Source organism: Ruegeria intermedia (assembly GCF_900129345.1).
Classification (GTDB): domain Bacteria; phylum Pseudomonadota; class Alphaproteobacteria; order Rhodobacterales; family Rhodobacteraceae; genus Ruegeria; species Ruegeria intermedia.
Window position 1 is genome coordinate 95,699 of the sequence record NZ_FQVK01000009.1, and the last position, 21,359, is coordinate 117,057.

The window sequence follows — 21,359 nt, forward strand, 5'->3', positions numbered from 1 at the left end:
CAAATTTACCCTTGATTTAGCCTTTGCTCCTATGATCCGAGGAGGGCCAGTCGAGTGTTGGGCTGGCATGGCCCGGTTTGGGATTAGGCGCTCTGGGGCGGTGTCCGTCACGGGGCGAAGGAGGTGGCGAGTGAAGCGAGCATGGGGCGCGTACGCACAGCAGGCGAGGGTGTTTCTGGCAGGCGCGGTTGTGGTGGCAATGGCCGGAACGTCGACGACGGCCGGTGACCTGGGCGGAAATGTCCGCGATCCTCAGGTGGTCGGACCTCAGCGCTACGCGGACGATGTCAGCGCCTTCTATGTCGGGATCAGCGGGGCCTATGGGGCTGGCGGGTCAGATCGGTTTGGTCTGACCACGCCCATCCGTACCTTCCCCATCGGAGCGCTGGATCTGAATGGGTACTATGGCGGGATCCGCGGTGGTTGGCGCGGTGTCGTTCCCGCCACGGGGGGGCGAGATTATGTCTACGGTTTCGAGGTCGGGTACGACTGGTCCGGTCTGGACGATGACACGGTGACGGATATTGCCGGTACGGTGGTTCGCGGCGGGTCGGAAATCAGCAACGTGATGTCCGTTCGTTTCAAGAACGGCCTGACCAACCCCAGTGGCACGGTGCTTTACTTCCTGACGTTGGGGCTGGTCTATGGCGACATCACGACCACCAACAGCATCACCAGCGGTGGGACCACGCAATCATTCGACAACACCGACAGCCGAAACGGTTTCACGGCCAGCATCGGCGCCGAGCACCAGTTGGGCAACAACTGGTCCGTCACCGGTGAGATCGAGTATGTTCAATTCCAGTCGAAAGTCGTCGATTTCGGTTCGGGTTTCTCGACGAAATCCACACCCAGCTACAAGGGGCTCAGGTTTGGTCTGAACTATCGGTTCTGACACCGTGTCGGGCATTGTGCCCGCGCATTCGGTGTCGGCGGATTTGTTCACACCCGAGCAATTTCCTGAAACTGTGGCTTGCGCCCACCGATCCTTGTTGTCTACGCTTGGGATGACAACGCCAAGACAGGAGAACGGATTGGCCATCGGTGCCCTGACCCCACCGCAAGACGAAATGCCCCAAGGCGAGGCGTTTCTGGAATTTCCCGACAACCGGCTGTTGATTGATCTTTGCGGTGAATATGATCGCAATCTGGCTGACATCGAAAGCAAGCTGACCGTTCAAATCGTCCGCCGCGGCAATCAACTGGTGGTGATGGGCGACGAGGAGGCGCAGAAACAGGCGATCGAGGTTCTGCAGGCCCTGTACGCCCGGCTGGAAGGTGGCCGCGATGTCGCAGCCGCCGATGTGGATCGCGAATTGCGGATGGGCAACTCCGAGGATGGAACCGGCGCGCGCGATGGCGACCAGCTCGAGATGTTCAAGGGCGGACCGGTCGAGATCAAGACGCGCAAGAAGCTGGTTGAACCCCGGACCGACGCACAAAGGGCCTATGTCCAGTCCCTGTTCCAGAACGAGCTTGCCTTTGGCATCGGGCCGGCCGGAACGGGCAAGACCTACCTGGCCGTGGCGGTCGGTGTGTCGATGTTCATCGGCGGGCACGTGGATCGGATCATCCTCAGCCGCCCGGCCGTCGAGGCGGGCGAGAAGCTGGGCTATCTGCCGGGCGACATGAAGGACAAGGTCGACCCGTACATGCAGCCGCTGTATGACGCGTTGAACGACTTTCTGCCGGGCAAGCAACTGGCCAAGCTGATCGAAGAAAAGCGGATCGAGATCGCGCCGCTGGCCTTCATGCGCGGACGCACCCTGTCGAATGCCTTCGTCGTTCTGGACGAGGCGCAGAACGCCACGACCATGCAGATGAAGATGTTCCTGACCCGCTTGGGCGAGGGCAGCCGGATGGTCATCACCGGGGACCGGTCGCAGGTCGACCTGCCGCGCGGGGTTGCCTCGGGGCTTGCCGATGCGGAACGGTTGCTGAAGACGATCCCGAACATCGGCTTCAACTACTTCACCTCGAAGGACGTTGTGCGCCACCCGCTTGTCGCCGCGATCATCGAGGCGTATGAGGCCGACTCGGGCCGGGAAGCCGGCTGAAATCCGACAGCCCGTCGGCCGTGGAGCAGTGCGACATGAACCTGGAGATCTCCATCGAGGATACCCGCTGGCAGCGGTTGGAGGCGCTGTCCCGCCGGGCGGTTTCGGCAACGCTTGCGCATCTGGGGCTGGATGCCGATTTGTGCGAGGTCAGCATTCTGGGCTGCGACGATGCCCGGATCGCCGGGCTGAATGCCGAATTCCGAGGCAAACCCGCACCCACGAACGTGCTGAGCTGGCCGGCCGAGGAACTGGCCCCCGAAAGTCCGGGTGCCACCCCGCCTTTGCCGGAACCGGATTTCACGGGCGAGATCGCGCTGGGCGACATCGCGATCTCGTTCGATACCTGCCGGCGCGAGGCGGAAGAGGCCGGAAAATCGATGGACGACCATGTCACGCATCTGATCGTTCACGGAATGTTGCATTTGTTGGGCTATGACCACGTTCGTGACCAGGACGCCACTGTGATGGAGCGGTGCGAAATCGAAATACTTGGCAAAATGGGTATCGGTAACCCATATAATGCGTGACATGGGGCCTTGTGCCCGATCAACTGGAACAGGAAAATGGGCGACATAGACGGCAGTTCTGGAGCAGCGCAAAGCGCGCATTCCCGGAACGGCGACGAAACCAAAGAGAAAAGCGGGCTTTTCTCGCGATTGCTGGAAGCCTTCTCTGCAAACAGCGATGACAAGGGCGGCGCGGTCAACGGGCACGCGGCCGAAACGGCGCAGCCACGCGGCATGATCAACCTGCGGCGGATGCGGGTAGAGGACGTGGCCATTCCGTCGGCAGATATCGTCTCGGTTCCCGTAACGATCGGCAAGGATGAACTGGCGCAGGTCTTCCGCGAGAGCGGCCTGTCGCGTATCCCGGTCTATGAGGGCACGTTGGACACGCCGCTTGGCTTTGTCCACCTGAAGGATTTCGCGCTGACCCACGGGTTCAATGGCGGTACCACGCCGTTCGACCTGCGCTCGATGCTGCGGCCGCTTCTGTTCGTGCCGCCGTCGATGCCGATTGGCGTTCTACTGGCCAAGATGCAGACCGAGCGGCGCCACATGGCGCTGGTGATCGACGAATATGGCGGTGTTGACGGCCTGGTGACCATCGAAGACCTGATCGAACAGGTCGTCGGCGAAATCGAAGATGAACATGACGCCGACGAAGACCAGATGTGGGTCCAGGAGCGGCCCGGCTGCTACATCGTGCAGGCCAAGGCGCCGCTTCAGGAATTCGAGGCCGAGATCGGCCGGTCTTTGACCAATCACGAGGACGTGGACGAGGAAGAAATCGAAACTCTGGGCGGTCTGGTCTTCATGCTTTCAGGGCGCGTACCGGCGCGGGGCGAGGTGGTCCAGCACCCCGACGGGCCGGAATTCGAGGTGATCGATGCCGACCCGCGCCGGATCAAGCGTTTGCGCGTGATGGTGCCGGACATGGCTGCATGAACCCAGCAAAGCGGTGGTCGCGCGCCGTGCGGTACCTGGTGGCCTCCGGTCTGGGTGTGGGTGCCGCATTCGGTCTGGCACCCTTCGGGTATTGGTGGGCCACCGCGGTATCGTTGGTTCTGTTGACTCCGCTGTTCTTGGCCAGCGAGTCCCGCGCGCGCGCGGCCGCGGTCGGCTGGTTTTTTGCGACCGGTTATTTCGCGCATGCGCTTTCGTGGATCGTCGAGCCGTTTCTGGTCGAGCCCGAACGCCATGGCTGGATGGCGCCGTTTGCGCTTGTGTTCATGGCGGGCGGGCTGGCCCTGTTCTGGGCGCTGGCGTTCGGGCTGGCGCATCGGGGGCGGGGAACGGCGGTCCGCCGGGCCATTTTGCTGGCGCTGGCCGTGTCCCTGGCCGAGTTTGCGCGCGGATATGTTCTGACGGGGTTCCCCTGGGCGGGTCTGGCGCAGATCTGGGTGGATACGTATGCCGCGCAGGTCTTGGCTCTGGTCGGTCCTTATGGTCTGGGTGCGCTGACCCTGTTGTTGTTTCTGCCGCTGGGCGCTGCGCTGGCTGGCGATCGTCCGGCGCGGGATGCGATGGGGCCTCTGGTCGCGATTGCGGTCTGTGCCGGGCTGGCTGCGGCCTATGCCGCCATGCGGCCACCGGTTGCCCAGACCGGCAAGACCGTACGCCTGAACCAGCCAAATGCCCCGCAGCACCAGAAATGGGACCCGGCCTTCACGCCCGTGTTCTTTGCGCGCCAGATCGAGTTCACGGCCGCCGAACCCAGGCCCGACCTGATCGTCTGGCCGGAAACCTCGGTGCCGGCCTGGCTGGACAGCGCGCAGCCCTATCTCGACACCATTGCCGATGCCGCGCAGGGCAGCCCGGTGGTTCTGGGGATACAGCGGGCCGATGGGCCGCGCATCTACAACTCGCTGGTGTATCTGGATGAAACCGGAAAGCGGGCAGGCCTGTATGACAAACATCATCTGGTGCCGTTCGGCGAATACATCCCCTTGGGCGATTTGCTGGAGCAATTCGGACTGAGCGGCCTGGCCGCCACGACCGGAAGCGGATTCAGCGCCGGCCCCGGTCCGCGCCTGTTGCGGGCCGGAGATCTGGGGGCCGTTCTGCCGCTGATTTGCTACGAGGCCATCTTTCCGCAGATCGCCGCCGCGCCCGAACGGCCCAGCCTGCTGTTGCAGGTCACCAACGACGCCTGGTTCGGAACGCGGTCGGGCCCGTTCCAGCACCTGGCCCAGGCCAGGATGCGTGCGATCGAACAGGGGCTGCCGCTGGCCCGGTCCGCCAATACCGGCGTTTCGGCGATGATCGACCCGCTGGGAAACGTGACCGCTGCGCTGCCGCTGGGCCAGGCGGGGCATGTCGATGCCGGCCTGCCGGCGCCGCTGCCGCCGACCCCCTATTCGCGGATCGGGGATTTGCCGGTGTTTCTGCTTGTGGCGGGCCTGTTCGTGCTGCTTGGGCGCAACGTTCGGTCTGTCCGCGAATAATTACCGATTGACCGCCTGTTTCTGGGGGCGTATCCCGTCGGATGCCCGTCACAACGGCTTCCTGGCGTGACGGGGAAAATCTTAATGGAGCGCTTTCATGTCCCGACAGAACTACACCTTTACTTCGGAATCCGTTTCCGAAGGGCATCCCGATAAGGTCTGTGACCGTATTTCCGATGCAGTCCTCGATGCCTTTCTGAGCGAAGAGCCCGAAGCGCGCGTCGCGTGCGAAACCTTTGCCACCACCGATCGCGTGGTGATCGGGGGCGAGGTCGGGCTGTCGGATCAGGAGCGGCTCCATGACTTCATGGGCCGGATCGAAGAGATCGCGCGCGCCTGCATCAAGGATATCGGGTACGAGCAGGACAAGTTCCACCACGAAACGGTCGAGGTGACGAACCTGCTGCATGAACAATCCGCGCATATCGCACAAGGGGTGGATGCCTCGGGCGACAAGGATGAAGGCGCGGGCGATCAGGGTATCATGTTCGGTTACGCCACCACGGAGACCCCGGCCTTGATGCCGGCGCCGATCCAGTATGCGCATGCAATCCTGCGCCGCCTGGCCGAGGTCCGCAAAAGCGGGGCCGAGCCTGCGCTGGGTCCCGACGCCAAGTCGCAGCTGTCGGTGATCTACCGCGATGGCAAACCGGTGGGCGTCAGCTCGATCGTGCTGTCCACGCAGCATCTGGACGAAGCGCTGACCTCGGACGACATCCGCCGGATCGTCGAACCCTATGTGCGGGACATCCTGCCCGAAGGCTGGCTGACCGATCAGACCGAATGGCATGTGAACCCCACCGGCAAGTTCGTCATCGGAGGCCCCGATGGCGATGCGGGCCTGACGGGGCGCAAGATCATCGTCGATACCTATGGCGGTGCGGCTCCGCATGGGGGCGGGGCGTTTTCGGGCAAGGACCCGACCAAGGTCGACCGGTCGGCGGCCTATGCCGCGCGGTATCTGGCCAAGAACGTCGTGGCCGCCGGCATGGCCGAGCGTTGCACCATCCAGCTGAGCTATGCGATCGGCGTGTCCAAGCCGTTGTCGATCTATGCCGACACCCATGGCACCGGACAGGTTGCCGACGCCGAGATCGAACGGGCCGTCGGGCAGGTGATGGACCTGACCCCGCGCGGCATCCGCGAACATCTGCAACTGAACAGGCCGATCTATCAGCGCACCGCGGCCTATGGGCATTTCGGACGCGACCCCGAAGCCGATGGCGGCTTCAGCTGGGAGCGGACCGATCTGGCGCAGGCGCTGAAAAAGGCGGTCTGAGCCGGCATTTCGTAAAAGTCTACGGCAGGGCGCGTCCGATGTGGCGCGCCTTTTCCGTTCCGAAGGGCGCCCGTCCGGCGCGGTCCGCCCCTTGCAACGCAAACCTTACCGCAGTAAGGGCACCGGCATGAGCACCCAGCCACCCGAACGCCCCCGCAGAAACTTTTATGGCCGCTTCAAGGGCAAGACCCTGAAGCCCAGCCAAAAGACCTATCTGTCCGAGGACCTGGCCGCCCTGTCGCCCGGCGCGGTGGACTGGGACAGCAACCCTGACCGCACCCCGATCGACCTGGACGCGCTGTTCGGCGGCAAACCGGTATGGCTTGAGGTCGGGTTCGGCGGCGGCGAGCATCTGGTGCATCAGGCACAGCGGAACCCCGATATCGGCATCATAGGGGCCGAGCCGTTCATCAACGGCGTGGCCATGTTGTTGGGCAAGATCCGCCGGGCCAAGGTGTCCAACCTGGCGGTGCATCCCGGCGATGTGCGCGACCTGTTCGACGTGCTGCCCGATGCCAGCATTTCGCGCGCGTTTTTGCTCTATCCCGATCCGTGGCCCAAAAAGCGGCACCACCGCCGCCGCTTCGTGACGCCCGAGCATCTGGAGCCGCTGGCACGTGTGCTGAAACCGGGCGCGATTTTCCGCGTGGCAACCGACATCCCGGACTATGTCCGCCAGACGCTCGAAGAGGTGCCCCGCGCCGGTTTCGAATGGCTGGCCGAGGGTCCCGAGGATTGGCGCAAGCCATGGGACGACTGGATTTCCACCCGCTACGAGCAGAAGGCCCTGCGTGAAGGCCGCACGCCGCACTACCTGACCTTCCGCCGCAACGGGTGATTGCGGCTGGACGCTGCGGCGCCAATTCGCTAATCGGCAGGGGCACTGATAGCGCAAAAGGAGCCCTCATGTCCGGACACGGCACGCCCATCCCGATGACCTCGCATCCCTGCGGCCCGCTGACCGGCACGGCCGAAGTGCCGGGCGACAAGTCGATTTCGCACCGCTCTCTGATCCTCGGGGCGATGGCCGTGGGCGAGACCCGGATCTCGGGCCTGCTGGAAGGCGAAGACGTTCTGGACACCGCCAAGGCGATGCGCGCCTTCGGGGCCGAGGTGATCTCGCACGGGAATGGCGAGTGGACGGTGCATGGCGTCGGCGTGGGCGGCTTTGCCGAGCCGGATCAGGTGATCGACTGCGGCAACTCGGGCACGGGCGTGCGCCTGATCATGGGTGCGATGGCGACCAGCCCGATCAGCGCGACCTTCACCGGCGATGCCAGCTTGAACAAGCGCCCGATGGCGCGGGTGACCGATCCGTTGGCGCTGTTCGGGGCACAGGCCGTGGGCCGCTCGGGCGGGCGCCTGCCCATGACCATCGTCGGCGCGGCCGATCCGGTGCCGGTGTGGTACGAGGTGCCGGTGCCCTCGGCCCAGGTGAAATCCGCCGTTCTGCTGGCCGGCCTGAACGCGCCCGGCAAGACCGTGGTGATCGAGAAGGAAGCCACCCGAGACCATTCCGAACGGATGCTGGCCGGGTTCGGCGCCGAAATCACCGTCGAGGATACCGACGAAGGCCGGGTCATCACATTGACCGGCCGGCCTGAGTTGAAACCGCAGGTGATCGCCGTACCGCGCGACCCCTCCAGCGCGGCCTTCCCGGTCTGCGCGGCGCTGATCACGCCGGGATCGGACGTTCTGGTGCCCGGCATCGGCCTGAACCCCACGCGCGCCGGCCTGTTCACCACGCTGCGCGAGATGGGCGCCGATCTGACCTATGAGAATATGCGCGAGGAAGGTGGCGAGCCGGTCGCCGACCTGCGCGCGCGCTACTCGCCCGACATGAAGGGCATCGACGTCCCGCCCGAACGCGCAGCCTCGATGATCGACGAATACCCGGTGCTGTCGGTGGTTGCGGCCAACGCCACCGGCAAGACGATGATGGGCGGCGTCAAGGAACTGCGCGTCAAGGAAAGCGACCGCATCGACGCCATGGCGCGTGGCTTGCGGGCCAACGGTGTCACGGTTGACGAGGGCGATGACTGGTGGTCGGTCGACGGGCTGGGCATCGGCGGCGTTCCCGGCGGCGGCACCTGCGAAAGCTTTCTGGACCATCGCATCGCCATGTCGTTCATGGTGATGGGTATGGGCGCGCAACAGGCGGTCTCGGTCGATGACGGCGGCCCCATTGCGACCTCGTTCCCGATCTTCGAGCCGTTGATGAACGGCCTGGGTGCCAAGGTCGAACGCACATGAGCTTTACCGTCGCCATCGACGGCCCGGCCGCGGCGGGCAAGGGCACGATCTCCAAGGCTGTGGCCGCGCATTTCGGGCTGGCGCATCTGGATACCGGGTTGCTCTATCGCGCGGTCGGTCGGCGCACGCTGGACGGCACCGACCCGGTCGAGGCGGCGCGGTCCCTGACGGCCGAGGAGTTGGAGCAGGGCGACCTGCGCACCGCCGAGATCGCGCAGGCGGCGTCGAAAGTGGCGGTGCTTCCCGAGGTGCGCGCAGCTCTGGTCGATTTCCAGCGCAGCTTTGCCCGACGGGCCGGCGGCGCGGTGCTGGACGGGCGCGATATTGGCACGGTGATCTGCCCCGAGGCCGAGGTGAAACTGTTCGTCACCGCCAGCCCCGAAGTGCGCGCTGAACGGCGCTATCTGGAACTTGTGGGGAAGGGCGCGGATGTGACCCGCGCGCAGGTTCTGGCCGATGTCCGCGAGCGCGACGCGCGGGATGCCGAGCGCAGCACGGCCCCGATGAAACCGGCCGACGATGCCGTTCTTTTGGACACCACGGACCTGAGCATCGAGGCCGCTTTGGAAAAGGCGATCGCCGTCATTCAGGAGAAGCTGCCCGCAGGCGGCTGAGATCGCGGACAAACCGTTGGAATTTGCAGACTGCGAACGACAGGGTGACCGCCCGTGCCTGCATAGCATCGCCGAATGCGCCGGAATCGCCCGGAAACCCTTGCGGTACGGCCGCCAAGTTGCTACAGAGCGCCCGTCGACAAGGCAATTTGAGCCATAAAACAATGAGACGAGCAGGGTCGGACACAGCCGGCCCTCTTTGTTTTGTGGCACTGTTTCAGGTTGCCGGACCAACTCCAAGACCGGCGGAGACAACCGCTCGGCCAGAAAAAACGTTATGCAAAGGAAAACAACGCCACATGGCTAACGCAACCATGGAGGAATTCGAAGCCCTCCTGAACGAAAGCTTCGAAATGGACACCCCCGAAGAGGGTTCGGTTGTCAAAGGCAAGGTCATCGCGATCGAAGCGGGCCAGGCCATCATCGACGTCGGCTACAAGATGGAAGGCCGGGTCGATCTGAAAGAATTCGCAAATCCCGGCGAAGCCCCTGAAATCGCTGTCGGCGACGAGGTCGAAGTGTACCTGCGCGCCGCAGAAAACGCCCGTGGCGAAGCCGTCATCTCGCGTGAGATGGCCCGCCGCGAAGAGGCCTGGGACCGTCTGGAAAAAGCCTATGCCAACGACGAGCGCGTCGAAGGTGCCATCTTCGGCCGCGTCAAAGGTGGCTTCACCGTGGATTTGGGCGGCGCAGTCGCGTTCCTGCCCGGCAGCCAGGTTGACGTGCGCCCCGTGCGCGACGCCGGCCCGCTGATGGGTCTGAAGCAGCCGTTCCAGATTCTGAAAATGGACCGTCGCCGTGGCAACATCGTCGTGTCGCGCCGCGCCATCCTGGAAGAATCGCGTGCCGAACAGCGCGCCGAAGTCATCGGCAACCTGTCCGAAGGCCAGACCGTCGAGGGTGTCGTCAAGAACATCACCGAATACGGTGCCTTCGTTGACTTGGGCGGCGTTGACGGCCTGCTGCACGTCACCGACATGGCATGGCGCCGTGTGAACCACCCGTCGGAAATCCTGTCGATCGGCGAAACCATCAAGGTTCAGGTCATCAAGATCAACAAGGAAACCCACCGCATCAGCCTGGGCATGAAACAGCTGCAGGAAGATCCGTGGGATCTGGTTGCCGCCAAATACCCGCTGGGTTCGGTACACAAGGGCCGCGTCACCAACATCACCGATTACGGCGCCTTCGTCGAGCTGGAGCCCGGTGTCGAAGGTCTGGTGCACGTGTCCGAGATGTCCTGGACCAAGAAGAACGTCCACCCCGGCAAGATCGTTTCGACCAGCCAGGAAGTCGACGTCATGGTTCTGGAGATCGACAGCGCCAAGCGTCGCGTGTCTCTGGGCCTCAAGCAGACTCAGCGCAACCCGTGGGAAGTGTTCGCAGAAACCCACCCCGAGGGCACTCAGGTCGAAGGCGAGGTCAAGAACATCACCGAATTCGGTCTGTTCATCGGCCTGGAAGGCGACATCGACGGCATGGTTCACCTGTCGGACCTGTCGTGGGACGAGCGCGGCGAGGATGCCATCCAGAACTACCGCAAGGGCGACGTCGTTCAGGCGGTCGTTTCGGAAGTTGACGTCGAGAAAGAGCGTATCTCGCTGTCGATCAAAGCTCTGGGCGGTGACAAGTTCGCCGAAGCCGTGGGCGGCGTGAAGCGTGGCTCGGTCATCACCGTCGAAGTGACCGCGATCGAAGATGGCGGCATCGAGGTGGAATACGAAGGCATGAAGTCCTTCATCCGCCGTTCGGACCTGAGCCGCGACCGTGCCGAACAGCGCCCCGAGCGTTTCTCGGTCGGTGACAAGGTCGATGTCCGCGTCACCAACGTCGACAGCAAGACCCGCCGTCTGGGCCTGTCGATCAAGGCGCGCGAAATCGCCGAAGAGAAAGAGGCCGTTCAACAGTACGGCTCGTCGGACTCGGGCGCATCGCTGGGCGACATTCTGGGCGCCGCGTTGAAGTCGGGCGACTAAGACCGGCCCATCGGCACAGACCCGAATTGGCGGCCCCGCACATCCGTGCGGGGCCGTTTCTTTTTCGAATCAATGCGTTCTGAAAATCCGGGTTAATCGGCATTAGGTTCGTGCCTGATTGCCCGAAATTACATGCGGGCGCGCGAATTTCCTGTTCTTTTCTGCAAATTGCGCCTTGGACGGCCAGAGTTTGCGTTCCCCATGCCGGCGTTTTTTCCTATACTGCCCAAACCAGTAGACGAGACGACACGGTGACCTGGGAGGGTAGCACGCATGATCCGTTCAGAACTGATTCAGAAGATTGCCGACGAAAACCCGCATCTGTACCAGCGCGATGTCGAGCGGATCGTGAATACCGTTTTCGAAGAAATCACGGATGCCATGTCACGTGGCGACCGTGTCGAGCTGCGCGGTTTCGGCGCTTTTTCGGTGAAGAAACGGGATGCCCGCGTCGGCCGCAATCCGCGCACCGGTGAAACCGTTCAGGTCGAGGAAAAATGCGTGCCGTTTTTCAAGACGGGGAAGTTGCTAAGGGACCGTTTGAACGGTAAGGCGTGACCTCATGATGCGCTACATTCGATACGGGTTCCTGGCCGCGCTGGGAATCGTTCTGGTCTCGGTCTCTTTGGCCAACAGGCAAATGGTTCAACTGAAGCTGATGCCGGATGCCTTGGCCGAGTTGCTGGGCTTCAACCTTTCGACGAACCTGCCCCTGTTTCTTGTGGTTCTGGGCGGCGTGGTGGCCGGCCTTGTCATCGGTTTCCTGTGGGAGTGGCTGCGCGAGCACAAGCATCGCCGTGATGCGTCGGTGAAGTCCACCGAGGTGCGCAAGCTTGAGCGCGAGGTCAAAAAGCTGAAGAAAAAGCAGAATCAAGGCGAAGACGACGTGCTTGCCCTGCTGGATGAGGCCAGCTGAGCGTCCTCATGTCCGGCGAAATCAGCGTCAAGATCTGCGGCCTGACCGCTCCGGATGCGTTGCTTGCTGCCGTTGACGCGGGCGCGCGCTATGTGGGATTCGTGTTTTTTCCGAAATCTCCGCGCCATCTGGAACCCGCCGCAGCGCGCGATTTGGCAAGCCAAGTGCCCGTAGGGGTGGCCAAGGTGGCCTTGACGGTCGATGCCACCGATGCCGAGCTGGACCGGCTTCTGGAGACTGTTCCATTGGACATGCTTCAGCTTCACGGCAAGGAAAGCCCCGCGCGCGTCGCCGAGATCCGCAGCCGTTACGGCCTGCCGGTGATGAAGGCCATCGGCATCGCGGACGCGGCGGACCTGGCGGCGATCGACCTCTATTCCGATGTGGCCGACCAGTTGCTGATCGATGCCAAGCCTCCCAGGAACGCCGATCTTCCGGGGGGCAATGGGTTGGCCTTCGATTGGCGGCTGCTGGCCGGGCGCAAATACTGGCGCCGACCCTGGATGCTGGCCGGGGGGCTGACGCCTGACAACGTGGTCGAAGCGGTGCGGATGACCGGCGCACGGCAGGTCGATGTCTCGTCGGGCGTGGAATCGGCGCCGGGCGTCAAGGACCCGGCTCGGATCGAAGCTTTCATTCGCGCGACGCGATGACCGCCCCCGGGGCCTTTGTCGCCGGGCTGACCGGTTTGCCTCCCCCCGATTGCCGCGATTTGCGATGGCAAATCCTGCCGCCAGCACCTATGAACGTTGGGCAAGATGATGGAGACCACCATGGCCAATGATCTGTTCAATTCCTTCATGTCCGGCCCGGATGAAAACGGCCGCTTCGGCATCTTCGGCGGGCGGTTCGTCAGCGAAACGCTGATGCCGCTGATCCTGTCGCTGGAGGAGGAATACGAGAAGGCCAAGACCGACCCGAGTTTCTGGGCCGAGATGGACGATCTGTGGGCCAACTATGTGGGCCGTCCCTCGCCCCTGTATCATGCCGAGCGCCTGACCGAGCATCTGGGCGGTGCCAAGATCTATATGAAGCGCGACGAGCTGAACCACACCGGCGCGCACAAGATCAACAACGTGCTGGGCCAGATCATCCTGGCGCGCCGCATGGGCAAAACCCGGATCATCGCCGAGACCGGGGCCGGGCAACACGGTGTCGCCACCGCCACCGTCTGCGCCAAGTTCGGCCTGAAATGCGTGGTTTACATGGGCGCGCATGACGTCCAGCGGCAGGCGCCCAACGTGTTCCGCATGCGCTTGCTGGGGGCCGAGGTGGTTCCGGTGACCTCGGGCCGCGGCACCCTGAAGGACGCGATGAACGACGCGCTGCGCGACTGGGTGACCAACGTGCGCGACACTTTCTACTGCATCGGTACGGTCGCCGGGCCGCACCCGTATCCGGCGATGGTGCGCGACTTCCAGTCGATCATCGGCAAGGAAGCCAAGGAACAGATGATGAAGGCCGAGGGGCGCCTGCCCGACACGATCATCGCGGCGATCGGGGGCGGTTCGAACGCCATGGGGTTGTTCTATCCGTTTCTTGACGACAAATCGGTCAACATCATCGGCGTCGAAGCGGGCGGCAAGGGCGTCAACGAAAAGATGGAGCACTGCGCCTCGCTCACCGGCGGCCGGCCGGGTGTTCTGCATGGCAACCGGACTTATCTGCTGCAGGATGACGACGGCCAGATCCTCGAGGGGTACTCGATTTCGGCCGGGCTCGACTATCCGGGCATCGGCCCCGAACATTCCTGGCTGCACGAAATCGGGCGCGCGCAATACGTGTCGATCACCGACAAAGAGGCGCTCGAGGCGTTCCAACTGTGCTGTGCGACCGAGGGCATCATCCCCGCGCTCGAACCCAGCCACGCGCTGGCGCATGTCATGAAGATCGCGCCGGATCTGCCCAGGGATCACATCATCTGCATGAACATGTGTGGACGCGGCGACAAGGATGTTCAAACGGTTGCCAAGTACCTAAACTTCGACATGTCCGATACCGAGGGTCGCGACGCGGGCTGAGGCCAATCTGATGACTTGGACCCGGCACGCTGTGATCGTGCCGGGTTTTTCATTCCCGGTTCACCGTCCGCCATCTGCGCGGTGGGTGGCCAGAACGTGCAGCGGCACGATTTCCAGCGCGCGCTGGTGAGTCGCCTCGAGATGAACCTTTGGCGCGCAGCCCTCGTCATGCGCCTGCAGGAACCGACCGGCGCACAGGCACCAGCGGTCGCCGGGCTTCAGGCCCGGGAAATCGAATTCGGGCCGGGGCGTGCTGAGATCGTTGCCGACATATTTCGAATAGGCCAGAAACTCGGCCGTCATCACCGCGCAGACCGTGTGGCTGCCGCGATCCTCGGGGCAGGTATTGCACGCCCCGTCGCGAAAGAACCCGGTCAGCGGTTTCCGCGAACACGGGGCCAGTACCCCGCCCAATACGTTGATGCTGTCCTGTTTCTGCATGACCCCATCTTACAGGCTTTGGGCGATCTTGCGGAACATTTCGATGTTCTGTTCGTTGACGCCGGGCTCGCGGAACTTCCGATCAGCCCCCGTGGCCACGATCAGCACGCCGCGGGGTTGGTCGAAATACATGTATTGCCCATAGACGCCGCGGGCCAGAAACTCGCCTTCGTGCGCCCCGACCGGGATCCACCATTGATAGCCATAGCCGATCTTTCCCGGTTCGGTCGGAGCGCTGGGCCAGGTCGATTCTTTGATCCACTCGGCCGGCACGATCTGGCGGCCCTCGCGCAGCCCGTTCTGCAGGATCATCTGCCCAAACCGCGCATAGTCGCGGGTGGTGAAGTTCAGCCCGCCCAGCACGAAGGCCACGCCGGCCCCGTCGGTGACATAATAGCCGTCACGCTCCAACCCCAGCGGCTGCACGATTTTCTCGGTCAGCAGGTCGGGAATGCTGCGACCGGTGGCGCCGCGGATCACCATCCCCACGACATGGGTGTCGATGGAGACATATTGCCAGACCTCGCCGGGGGCGGCGAAACTGTCCTTGAGCGAGGCGGCGAAATCATCCAGCTCTCCGCCCAGGGCGACCACGCGCCCCATCCGGTTGATGTCGGAATTGGGGTCCAGGTAGTCTTCGTCAAAAGTCACGCCGCTGGCCATGTTCAGCACATTGCGGATCGTGGCGGATTCGTAGGCGCTGCCCTTCAGCTTGGGCGCGTATTTGACCACCGGATCGTCCAGTGACGCGATGGCCCCTTCGTTCATCACGATGCCGAACAGCGCCGACAGATAGCTTTTGGCCATCGACCAGGAAATGCGCCGGTCATCCGGCCCGGTGCCCAGATAGTATTCTTCGAACCGGATCTGGCCGTCCTGCATCACCAGCAGGGATGTCACGGCCCTCTGCTCGATCCAGTCCCGGCCGCCCTCGGGCAGGTCGTAGGCGGGGCCATAGGGCAGCTCCCATGTGGGGCCATTGCCGCGGGGCAGGGGGACGGTCAGAAAAGCCTGATCCATATGCGAGAAGTTGTGGACGATCTTTTCCTCGGAAAACAGAGAGTTCACGGCCAGCAACCGCTGGATCTCTTCCCGTTTCCAGACGCCGACGACCGCGGCGGCCAGCACCAGCATCAGCACGATGCGCAGCAGCCATTTCAGGACCGTTTTCATGCTTCCCTCCCCTTTTGACGGCATTGGAGCGCGATGCCGTTCAATCCGCAATCGCTACGTTGCGGCAGGTTTCGGGGCCTATTTGAACTTGTCCAGCAGCTTCTGCATCGCAGTGCGCGTGTCGGCCTCGGGCGCGGTGGGCTGGGCGGCCGGTTTGGGCGCGGGCTTGGGGGGCGTGGTCGAGCTGCGCGGCGGCGCGGTGCGCAGGGCGACGGCATTCATGAACTTGGCCGTGTCGCCCTCGGCCAGATGCACGGCGCCATCGGAAACCCCGCGCAGAACGTCTTCCAGCCACTGGGAATCAGCCTTGGCGAAGTCGCCCAGCACGTAGGCCGAGACCAGTTCCTTGCGGCCGGGATGCCCGATGCCCAGTCGCACCCGGTCATAGGCCGCGCCGATATGGTCATGGATCGACCGCAGGCCGTTGTGACCCGCATGTCCGCCGCCCGATTTGGCGCGCACCTTGCCGGGGGCCAGGTCCAGCTCGTCGTGGAACACGGTCACGTCGGTCGAATCGAGCTTGTAGAACCGCATCGCCTCGCCCACGGACTGGCCCGACCGGTTCATGTAGGTCATCGGCTTGAGCAGCAGAACCTTTTCGCGGCCAAGCCGGCCTTCGGAAACCTCGCCCTGGAACTTGGACCGCCACGGGCCAAAGCCGTGCGCGTCGGCGATGGCGTCCACGGCCATGAAGCCGATATTGTGCCGGTTCCTGGCGTATTTCGCGCCCGGGTTGCCCAGTCCGACGAACAGTTTCATCCTTGGTTCCTTGCGTTGCACGGCATGTTGGTTGCACCGATCAGGTAAACAAGCCCAATCGTTGGTTCAAACAAAAAAAACGGGGCGCCCTGCAGCGCCCCGTTCAAAATTCGGACAATTCCCGGATGGGATTTATTCCTTGTCCTCTCCGACGACTTCGACGGCATCGGCTGCGACGTCTTCGCCCTCTTCGTCATCATCGGTGACCAGGCCGGTCGGGGCCGAGATGTTGGCGATCACGAAGTCACGGTCGATGGTCGGCTTGGTGCCGTTGGGCAGCTCGACCGACGAAATGGTCACGACGTCGTTGATGTTCAGGCCGGTCAGATCGACGGTGATCTTTTCCGGAATGTCACCGGCGGTGCAGACCAGTTCGACCTCGGGGCGGACGACGGTCAGAACGCCGCCCTTCTTGATGCCGGGGGCCGCGTCTTCGTTGATGAACTCGACCGGGATGTACAGCGCGATCTTGCTGGTGCGGCGCAGGCGCATCAGGTCCAGGTGGGTCGGCAGGTCCTTGACGACGTCACGCTGCACGTCGCGGCAGATGACGCGGACGTCTTCGTGGCCTTCGACCTTCAGGTTCCACAGGGTCGACTTGAAGCGGCCCGCCTTCAGGCGCTTGAACAGTTCGTTGAACGGAATCTGGATCGGCAGCGGGTCTTTGTCGCCACCGAATACGATGCCCGGAACCATGCCGTCGCGGCGTGCCTGACGAGCGGCGCCCTTGCCCGTCCCCGTCCGTTCCAGAGCCACGAGATCAGGAATCTCACCAGCCATGATAAATCTCCAATGTTAGGGCAGGGTGCCTCCAAGGCTGTCACCCCGCGTGAAGCGGCGTCCTTAGACCGAATCCGGCCATTTGGAAAGGGGTAAAAACGATTCCCGCGTCATTCCTGCCAGCGGCCGCAGAAATCCTGCGGGACAAGCAGGTTGTGCGGCCCCAGATCGGCCACGTTGCGCTCGCCGCACAGGGCCATGGTGGTGTCCAGTTCCTTCTGGATCACTTCCAGCGCGGTGGTCACCCCCTTTTGGCCCATCGCGCCCAGCCCGTAGACGAAAGCGCGCCCGATATAGGTGCCCTTGGCCCCCAGAGCCAACGCCTTGAGGACGTCCTGCCCCGAGCGGATGCCGCTGTCGAGATGCACCTCGACGTCGCCGGCCACCGCATCCATGATCCGCGGCAGCATCCGGATCGAGCTGAGCGCACCGTCCAGCTGCCGCCCGCCGTGGTTCGAGACCACGATGGCGTCGGCGCCCAGCTTGGCCGCCATCTTGGCGTCTTCGGGATCAAGGATGCCCTTCAGGATCACCTTGCCGCCCCATTGCTCCATCAGTTTCTCGATCTTCTTCCAGTCGAGACTGGGGTCGAACTGTTCGGCGGTCCAGGCGCCCAGCGACGAGGCATCCGAGATGCCCTGAACATGGCCCACGATATTGCCGAACTCGCGCCGTTTCGCGCCCAGCATCTCGATGCCCCAGGCCCATTTGGTCATCAGGTTGGCGATCGTTTTGGCCGTCAGTTTCGGCGGGGCGGACAGGCCGTTCTTCAGGTCTTTGTGCCGCTGGCCGAGGATTTGCAGATCAAGGGTGATGACCAGGGCCGAGCAGTTGGCATCCTTGGCGCGCTGGATCAGGCGGCGGACGTAATCCTCGTCCTTCATGGTGTACAGCTGGAACCAGAACGGCGCGCAGGTATGTTCGGCCACATCCTCGATAGAATTGATCGACATGGTCGAGAGCGTGAAGGGCACACCGAAATCCAGCGCGGCCTTGGCGGCCTTCATTTCACCATCCGCATGCTGCATCCCGGTCAGGCCCACGGGCGCCAGGGCCACCGGCATGGCAACGTCCTGTCCGATCATCTGCGACGCGGTCGAGCGGCCGGACATGTCCACCGCAACCTTCTGGCGCAGGCGGATGTCGTGGAAATCCGCGCTGTTGTCGCGGAAGGTCTGTTCGGTCCAGCTGCCGCTTTCGGCATAGTCATAGAACATCCGGGGCACTCGGCGTTCATAGATGCGTTTGAGGTCGTCGATATTGGTAATGACAGGCATGGCCGCGCCCTTCTGCAGATTGGTTAGGTTTCTTTACCAATTCTTCCGCCGCGGCGCAACGGTCAGTTGCGCAAGTGGTCAGATGGGTCATGGGCGCAAAGAAAAACCGCCGCAGGTGCAGCCCACGGCGGTTGAAATCTGTCTTGGGTTTCAGCCTCAGGCGCTGTGGGCGCCGTCTGCCAGCGATTTCACGAAGTCCAGTACCTCGGCCACGGGTTTGCCGGCGGCGATCTGACTGACGATGGCCGAGCCGACCACCGCCCCGTCGGCGACGCCGGCGATGGCGCGGGACTTCTCGGGCGTGTTGATGCCGAACCCCACGATCACCGGAAGATCGGTCGCCGCCTTGATGCGCGTGACCTCGGGGCCGACATCGGTGGCCTCGGCTTCGGCCGCGCCCGTGATGCCGGTGATCGAGACGTAGTAGACAAAGCCCGAGGTGTTCTGCAGCACCCGCGGCAGGCGCTTGTCATCGGTTGTGGGCGTGGCCAGCCGGATGAAGTTCAGCCCGGCCGCCTGCGCGGGCAGGCACAGTTCGTCGTCTTCCTCGGGCGGCAGGTCGACGACGATCAGGCCATCGATGCCGGCCTCTTTGGCGTCGGCCAGGAATTTGTCCACCCCACGGCTGTAGATCGGGTTGTAATAACCCATCAGCACGATCGGCGTGGTGTCATCGGTTTCCCGGAACGCCTTGGCCAGGTCCAGCGTGCGCTGCAGCGTCATGCCGCCGTCCAGCGCCCGTTGACCAGCCGCCTGAATGGTGGGGCCGTCGGCCATCGGATCGGTGAAGGGCAGGCCCAGTTCGATCACGTCGACACCGGCGCCCGGCAGGCCGCGGACGATTTCAAGCGAGGTGTCATAGTCGGGATCCCCGGCCATGACATAGGCGACAAAGGCCTTTTTTCCCTCGGCCTTCAGGGCGGCGAACTTGGCGTCGATACGGGTCATGGACGATCCTTGCATACAGGTTTGGACCCGATGTGCAGAAACTTTGGCCGAAAATCAATCCCGTCCTGACCGCCGGGGTCAGAAGTTCAGATGATACCGCAGCTTAAGAGCGTTCACCCCGGGATTCTTTTCCTGTGTACTGGCATTCGATTTATGGGTGATTGCCATCGATACGGCGTTGCCGCCGTCCAGCGTATAGCCGACGCCCAGCAGGCTGCGGATCTGAAAGCTGCCGCCCAGGTCATTCAGCGCCAGCGACTCGTTGTAATAGCCGGGCATGACGCTGCCTTCCAGGAACCACCGGTCGCCAAAGGTGTAGGTGCCGACCAGACCGACCCCGATGTGGCTGTCGCCGTCTTTGTCCGACGAAATCGCCGCACCCCAGGTCGCGCTGAAGCGTTCGGCCTGATGGAACGGCCGGTGCTGATACTCCAGCGAGAAAATAGCTTGATCTACAGACAGGCTGTCCGAGAAATCGGCATACCCGGCCCCAAAGATGATGGTTTGCGCCGGTGCTATGGTCGCAAAGGCTGAAAGCGCGGCTGAGGCAAGAAGGTTTTTCATTTCAAATCATCACCGTTGAGGAACTCGGATCGTAGATAGGAACCGTATGTCGGTGAGTTCAACACGAGAAGACGCACGATTCCGCGAAATATCGTGATGTTGCCGATGGGACTCAGCCGGGCGGCGGGCCAGCGCCTTGCGGATTCCTCGCGACATGCATAGAAGCAGCCGTCGAATGGCATCAGGAGGCCGCAATGGGTTTCAAAATGGGTATCGTGGGTCTGCCGAATGTCGGCAAATCGACCCTGTTCAACGCGCTGACCAAGACCGCGGCCGCGCAGGCGGCGAATTTCCCGTTCTGCACGATCGAACCCAATGTGGGCGACGTGGCGGTGCCGGACGCGCGTCTGGACAAGCTGGCGGCCATTGCCAAGTCCAAGCAGATCATCCCGACCCGGATGACCTTCGTGGACATTGCCGGCCTGGTCAAAGGCGCCTCGAAGGGTGAAGGTCTGGGCAACCAGTTCCTGGCCAATATCCGCGAAGTGGACGCCATCGCCCACGTCCTGCGCTGTTTCGAAGATGGCGACGTGACCCATGTCGAAGGCCGCGTCGACCCGGTGGCCGATGCCGAGACCATCGAGACCGAACTGATGCTGGCCGATCTGGAAAGCATCGAAAAGCGCCGCGCCAACCTGGTGCGCAAGCTGAAGGGCAACGACAAGGAAGCCCAGCAGCAGGACCGCCTGCTGGCCGCCGCGCAACAGATGCTGGAGGACGGCAAGCCCGCCCGCCTGGTCGAGGTCAGCGACGAGGACGCGAAGGCCTGGAAGAACCTGCAACTGCTGACGACCAAGCCGGTTCTCTATGTCTGCAACGTCTCCGAGGAAGACGCAGCCACAGGCAACGAGTATTCCGAACGTGTCGCCAAGATGGCGGCCGAGCAGGGCAATGCCCACGTCATCATCAGCGCCAAGATCGAGGAAGAGATCAGCCTGCTGGAGCCCGACGAGGCACAGATGTTCCTGCAGGAGATGGGGCTGGAAGAACCCGGCCTCGATCGCCTGATCCGCGCGGGTTATGACCTGCTCAAGCTGGAAACCTATTTCACCGTCGGCCCGAAAGAGGCCCGCGCCTGGACCATCCGTCGCGGCACGCTGGCCCCGCAGGCCGCGGGCGTGATCCATGGCGATTTCGAAAAGGGCTTCATACGCGCCGAGACCATCGCCTATGACGACTTTGTCGCCTTCAACGGCGAACAGGGCGCCAAAGAGGCGGGCAAGATGCGGGCCGAAGGTAAAAGCTATGTCGTCAAGGATGGCGACGTGATGCACTTCCTGTTCAACACCTGATCGCGAAACCTCTTTTACCGGCGGGCATTCCCGGTATCCTGCGGGCATCCTCCGCAACC

At 63.2% G+C, this 21,359-nt stretch carries 22 protein-coding genes and 1 riboswitch; of the genes, 15 read left to right on the forward strand and 7 right to left on the reverse strand.

What is annotated here, in order from left to right; translation table 11 throughout:
• The first annotated feature begins 130 nt into the window (after positions 1-130).
• The 14 genes from F3H26_RS08570 (at position 131) to trpB (ending at position 14,066) form a co-directional block, all read left to right on the forward strand.
• Positions 131-895, forward strand: a complete 765-nt coding sequence (locus F3H26_RS08570) for an outer membrane protein (protein ID WP_223162466.1) — start codon at positions 131-133, stop codon at positions 893-895.
• 139 nt (positions 896-1,034) lie between these two features.
• Positions 1,035-2,057, forward strand: a complete 1,023-nt coding sequence (locus F3H26_RS08575; protein WP_149775640.1) for a PhoH family protein — start codon at positions 1,035-1,037, stop codon at positions 2,055-2,057.
• 35 nt (positions 2,058-2,092) lie between these two features.
• Entirely contained in the window at positions 2,093-2,587 is a 495-nt protein-coding gene (ybeY, locus tag F3H26_RS08580; protein ID WP_149775641.1) for an rRNA maturation RNase YbeY, read from the forward strand.
• Between the two features lie 36 nt (positions 2,588-2,623).
• The gene (locus F3H26_RS08585) at positions 2,624-3,508 is read left to right on the forward strand and encodes a hemolysin family protein (RefSeq protein WP_149775642.1); all 885 of its coding nucleotides are present in this window, start codon (positions 2,624-2,626) and stop codon (positions 3,506-3,508) included.
• Positions 3,505-5,007 carry an apolipoprotein N-acyltransferase gene (lnt, locus tag F3H26_RS08590; protein WP_149775643.1) on the forward strand — a complete coding sequence of 501 codons (1,503 nt, stop codon included), beginning with the start codon at positions 3,505-3,507 and terminating at the stop codon, positions 5,005-5,007. The genes F3H26_RS08585 and lnt overlap by 4 nt, the downstream gene beginning before the upstream one ends.
• A gap of 42 nt (positions 5,008-5,049) precedes the next feature.
• A riboswitch (SAM-SAH riboswitch) is annotated at positions 5,050-5,099 on the forward strand.
• Between the two features lie 5 nt (positions 5,100-5,104).
• Positions 5,105-6,286, forward strand: a complete 1,182-nt coding sequence (metK, locus tag F3H26_RS08595) for a methionine adenosyltransferase (RefSeq protein ID WP_149775644.1) — start codon at positions 5,105-5,107, stop codon at positions 6,284-6,286.
• A gap of 127 nt (positions 6,287-6,413) precedes the next feature.
• Positions 6,414-7,124, forward strand: a complete 711-nt coding sequence (trmB, locus tag F3H26_RS08600) for a tRNA (guanosine(46)-N7)-methyltransferase TrmB (RefSeq protein WP_188127727.1) — start codon at positions 6,414-6,416, stop codon at positions 7,122-7,124.
• Between the two features lie 68 nt (positions 7,125-7,192).
• Positions 7,193-8,539 (forward strand): 3-phosphoshikimate 1-carboxyvinyltransferase, encoded by a 1,347-nt coding sequence (aroA, locus tag F3H26_RS08605; RefSeq protein WP_149775646.1) that lies wholly within the window; start codon positions 7,193-7,195, stop codon positions 8,537-8,539.
• Entirely contained in the window at positions 8,536-9,153 is a 618-nt protein-coding gene (gene cmk, locus F3H26_RS08610) for a (d)CMP kinase (RefSeq protein ID WP_149775647.1), read from the forward strand. The genes aroA and cmk overlap by 4 nt, the downstream gene beginning before the upstream one ends.
• Positions 9,154-9,452: 299 nt before the next feature.
• The gene (rpsA, locus tag F3H26_RS08615) at positions 9,453-11,129 is read left to right on the forward strand and encodes a 30S ribosomal protein S1 (protein WP_149775648.1); all 1,677 of its coding nucleotides are present in this window, start codon (positions 9,453-9,455) and stop codon (positions 11,127-11,129) included.
• Between the two features lie 273 nt (positions 11,130-11,402).
• Positions 11,403-11,687 (forward strand): integration host factor subunit beta, encoded by a 285-nt coding sequence (gene ihfB / locus F3H26_RS08620; protein ID WP_149775649.1) that lies wholly within the window; start codon positions 11,403-11,405, stop codon positions 11,685-11,687.
• Positions 11,688-11,694: 7 nt separating this feature from the next.
• The gene (locus F3H26_RS08625) at positions 11,695-12,045 is read left to right on the forward strand and encodes a LapA family protein (RefSeq protein ID WP_188127732.1); all 351 of its coding nucleotides are present in this window, start codon (positions 11,695-11,697) and stop codon (positions 12,043-12,045) included.
• Positions 12,046-12,053: 8 nt separating this feature from the next.
• Positions 12,054-12,698 carry a phosphoribosylanthranilate isomerase gene (locus F3H26_RS08630; RefSeq protein WP_149775651.1) on the forward strand — a complete coding sequence of 215 codons (645 nt, stop codon included), beginning with the start codon at positions 12,054-12,056 and terminating at the stop codon, positions 12,696-12,698.
• A gap of 120 nt (positions 12,699-12,818) precedes the next feature.
• Entirely contained in the window at positions 12,819-14,066 is a 1,248-nt protein-coding gene (gene trpB / locus F3H26_RS08635) for a tryptophan synthase subunit beta (protein ID WP_149775675.1), read from the forward strand.
• Between the two features lie 60 nt (positions 14,067-14,126).
• Here the strand turns inward: trpB and F3H26_RS08640 are convergent, their stop codons facing one another.
• The 7 genes from F3H26_RS08640 to F3H26_RS08670 form a co-directional block, all read right to left on the reverse strand.
• On the reverse strand, positions 14,127-14,507 hold the full coding sequence (locus tag F3H26_RS08640) for a DUF2237 family protein (RefSeq protein WP_149775652.1): 381 nt from the start codon (positions 14,505-14,507) through the stop codon (positions 14,127-14,129).
• A 9-nt stretch (positions 14,508-14,516) separates the two neighbouring features.
• Entirely contained in the window at positions 14,517-15,680 is a 1,164-nt protein-coding gene (locus tag F3H26_RS08645; protein WP_149775653.1) for a serine hydrolase domain-containing protein, read from the reverse strand.
• Positions 15,681-15,758: 78 nt separating this feature from the next.
• Positions 15,759-16,439 carry an aminoacyl-tRNA hydrolase gene (gene pth / locus F3H26_RS08650; protein ID WP_149775654.1) on the reverse strand — a complete coding sequence of 227 codons (681 nt, stop codon included), beginning with the start codon at positions 16,437-16,439 and terminating at the stop codon, positions 15,759-15,761.
• Positions 16,440-16,571: 132 nt separating this feature from the next.
• Positions 16,572-17,219 (reverse strand): 50S ribosomal protein L25/general stress protein Ctc, encoded by a 648-nt coding sequence (locus F3H26_RS08655; RefSeq protein ID WP_149775655.1) that lies wholly within the window; start codon positions 17,217-17,219, stop codon positions 16,572-16,574.
• Between the two features lie 110 nt (positions 17,220-17,329).
• Entirely contained in the window at positions 17,330-18,496 is a 1,167-nt protein-coding gene (locus tag F3H26_RS08660; RefSeq protein ID WP_149775656.1) for an alpha-hydroxy acid oxidase, read from the reverse strand.
• 156 nt (positions 18,497-18,652) lie between these two features.
• A complete protein-coding gene (trpA, locus tag F3H26_RS08665) occupies positions 18,653-19,444 on the reverse strand; it encodes a tryptophan synthase subunit alpha (protein ID WP_149775657.1) in 792 nt (263 codons plus the stop codon).
• Between the two features lie 78 nt (positions 19,445-19,522).
• Positions 19,523-20,008, reverse strand: coding sequence for an acyloxyacyl hydrolase (locus F3H26_RS08670; protein WP_149775658.1), 486 nt, complete (start codon positions 20,006-20,008; stop codon positions 19,523-19,525).
• A 194-nt stretch (positions 20,009-20,202) separates the two neighbouring features.
• Between F3H26_RS08670 and ychF the strand changes: the two genes are divergently transcribed.
• Positions 20,203-21,300, forward strand: coding sequence for a redox-regulated ATPase YchF (gene ychF / locus F3H26_RS08675; protein ID WP_149775659.1), 1,098 nt, complete (start codon positions 20,203-20,205; stop codon positions 21,298-21,300).
• Positions 21,301-21,359 lie beyond the last annotated feature (59 nt).

Bases quoted from the DNA above. Each gene is read 5' to 3' on its own strand.
- ybeY (WP_149775641.1), top strand. From the start codon at position 2,093: ATGAACCTGGAGATCTCCATCGAGGATACCCGCTGGCAGCGGTTGGAG.
- F3H26_RS08585 (WP_149775642.1), top strand. From the start codon at position 2,624: ATGGGCGACATAGACGGCAGTTCTGGAGCAGCGCAAAGCGCGCATTCC.
- lnt (WP_149775643.1), top strand. From the start codon at position 3,505: ATGAACCCAGCAAAGCGGTGGTCGCGCGCCGTGCGGTACCTGGTGGCC.
- metK (WP_149775644.1), top strand. From the start codon at position 5,105: ATGTCCCGACAGAACTACACCTTTACTTCGGAATCCGTTTCCGAAGGG.
- trmB (WP_188127727.1), top strand. From the start codon at position 6,414: ATGAGCACCCAGCCACCCGAACGCCCCCGCAGAAACTTTTATGGCCGC.
- aroA (WP_149775646.1), top strand. From the start codon at position 7,193: ATGTCCGGACACGGCACGCCCATCCCGATGACCTCGCATCCCTGCGGC.
- cmk (WP_149775647.1), top strand. From the start codon at position 8,536: ATGAGCTTTACCGTCGCCATCGACGGCCCGGCCGCGGCGGGCAAGGGC.
- rpsA (WP_149775648.1), top strand. From the start codon at position 9,453: ATGGCTAACGCAACCATGGAGGAATTCGAAGCCCTCCTGAACGAAAGC.
- ihfB (WP_149775649.1), top strand. From the start codon at position 11,403: ATGATCCGTTCAGAACTGATTCAGAAGATTGCCGACGAAAACCCGCAT.
- F3H26_RS08625 (WP_188127732.1), top strand. From the start codon at position 11,695: ATGCGCTACATTCGATACGGGTTCCTGGCCGCGCTGGGAATCGTTCTG.
- F3H26_RS08630 (WP_149775651.1), top strand. From the start codon at position 12,054: ATGTCCGGCGAAATCAGCGTCAAGATCTGCGGCCTGACCGCTCCGGAT.
- trpB (WP_149775675.1), top strand. From the start codon at position 12,819: ATGGCCAATGATCTGTTCAATTCCTTCATGTCCGGCCCGGATGAAAAC.
- F3H26_RS08640 (WP_149775652.1), bottom strand. From the start codon at position 14,507: ATGCAGAAACAGGACAGCATCAACGTATTGGGCGGGGTACTGGCCCCG.
- F3H26_RS08645 (WP_149775653.1), bottom strand. From the start codon at position 15,680: ATGAAAACGGTCCTGAAATGGCTGCTGCGCATCGTGCTGATGCTGGTG.
- pth (WP_149775654.1), bottom strand. From the start codon at position 16,439: ATGAAACTGTTCGTCGGACTGGGCAACCCGGGCGCGAAATACGCCAGG.
- F3H26_RS08655 (WP_149775655.1), bottom strand. From the start codon at position 17,219: ATGGCTGGTGAGATTCCTGATCTCGTGGCTCTGGAACGGACGGGGACG.
- F3H26_RS08660 (WP_149775656.1), bottom strand. From the start codon at position 18,496: ATGCCTGTCATTACCAATATCGACGACCTCAAACGCATCTATGAACGC.
- trpA (WP_149775657.1), bottom strand. From the start codon at position 19,444: ATGACCCGTATCGACGCCAAGTTCGCCGCCCTGAAGGCCGAGGGAAAA.
- F3H26_RS08670 (WP_149775658.1), bottom strand. From the start codon at position 20,008: ATGAAAAACCTTCTTGCCTCAGCCGCGCTTTCAGCCTTTGCGACCATA.
- ychF (WP_149775659.1), top strand. From the start codon at position 20,203: ATGGGTTTCAAAATGGGTATCGTGGGTCTGCCGAATGTCGGCAAATCG.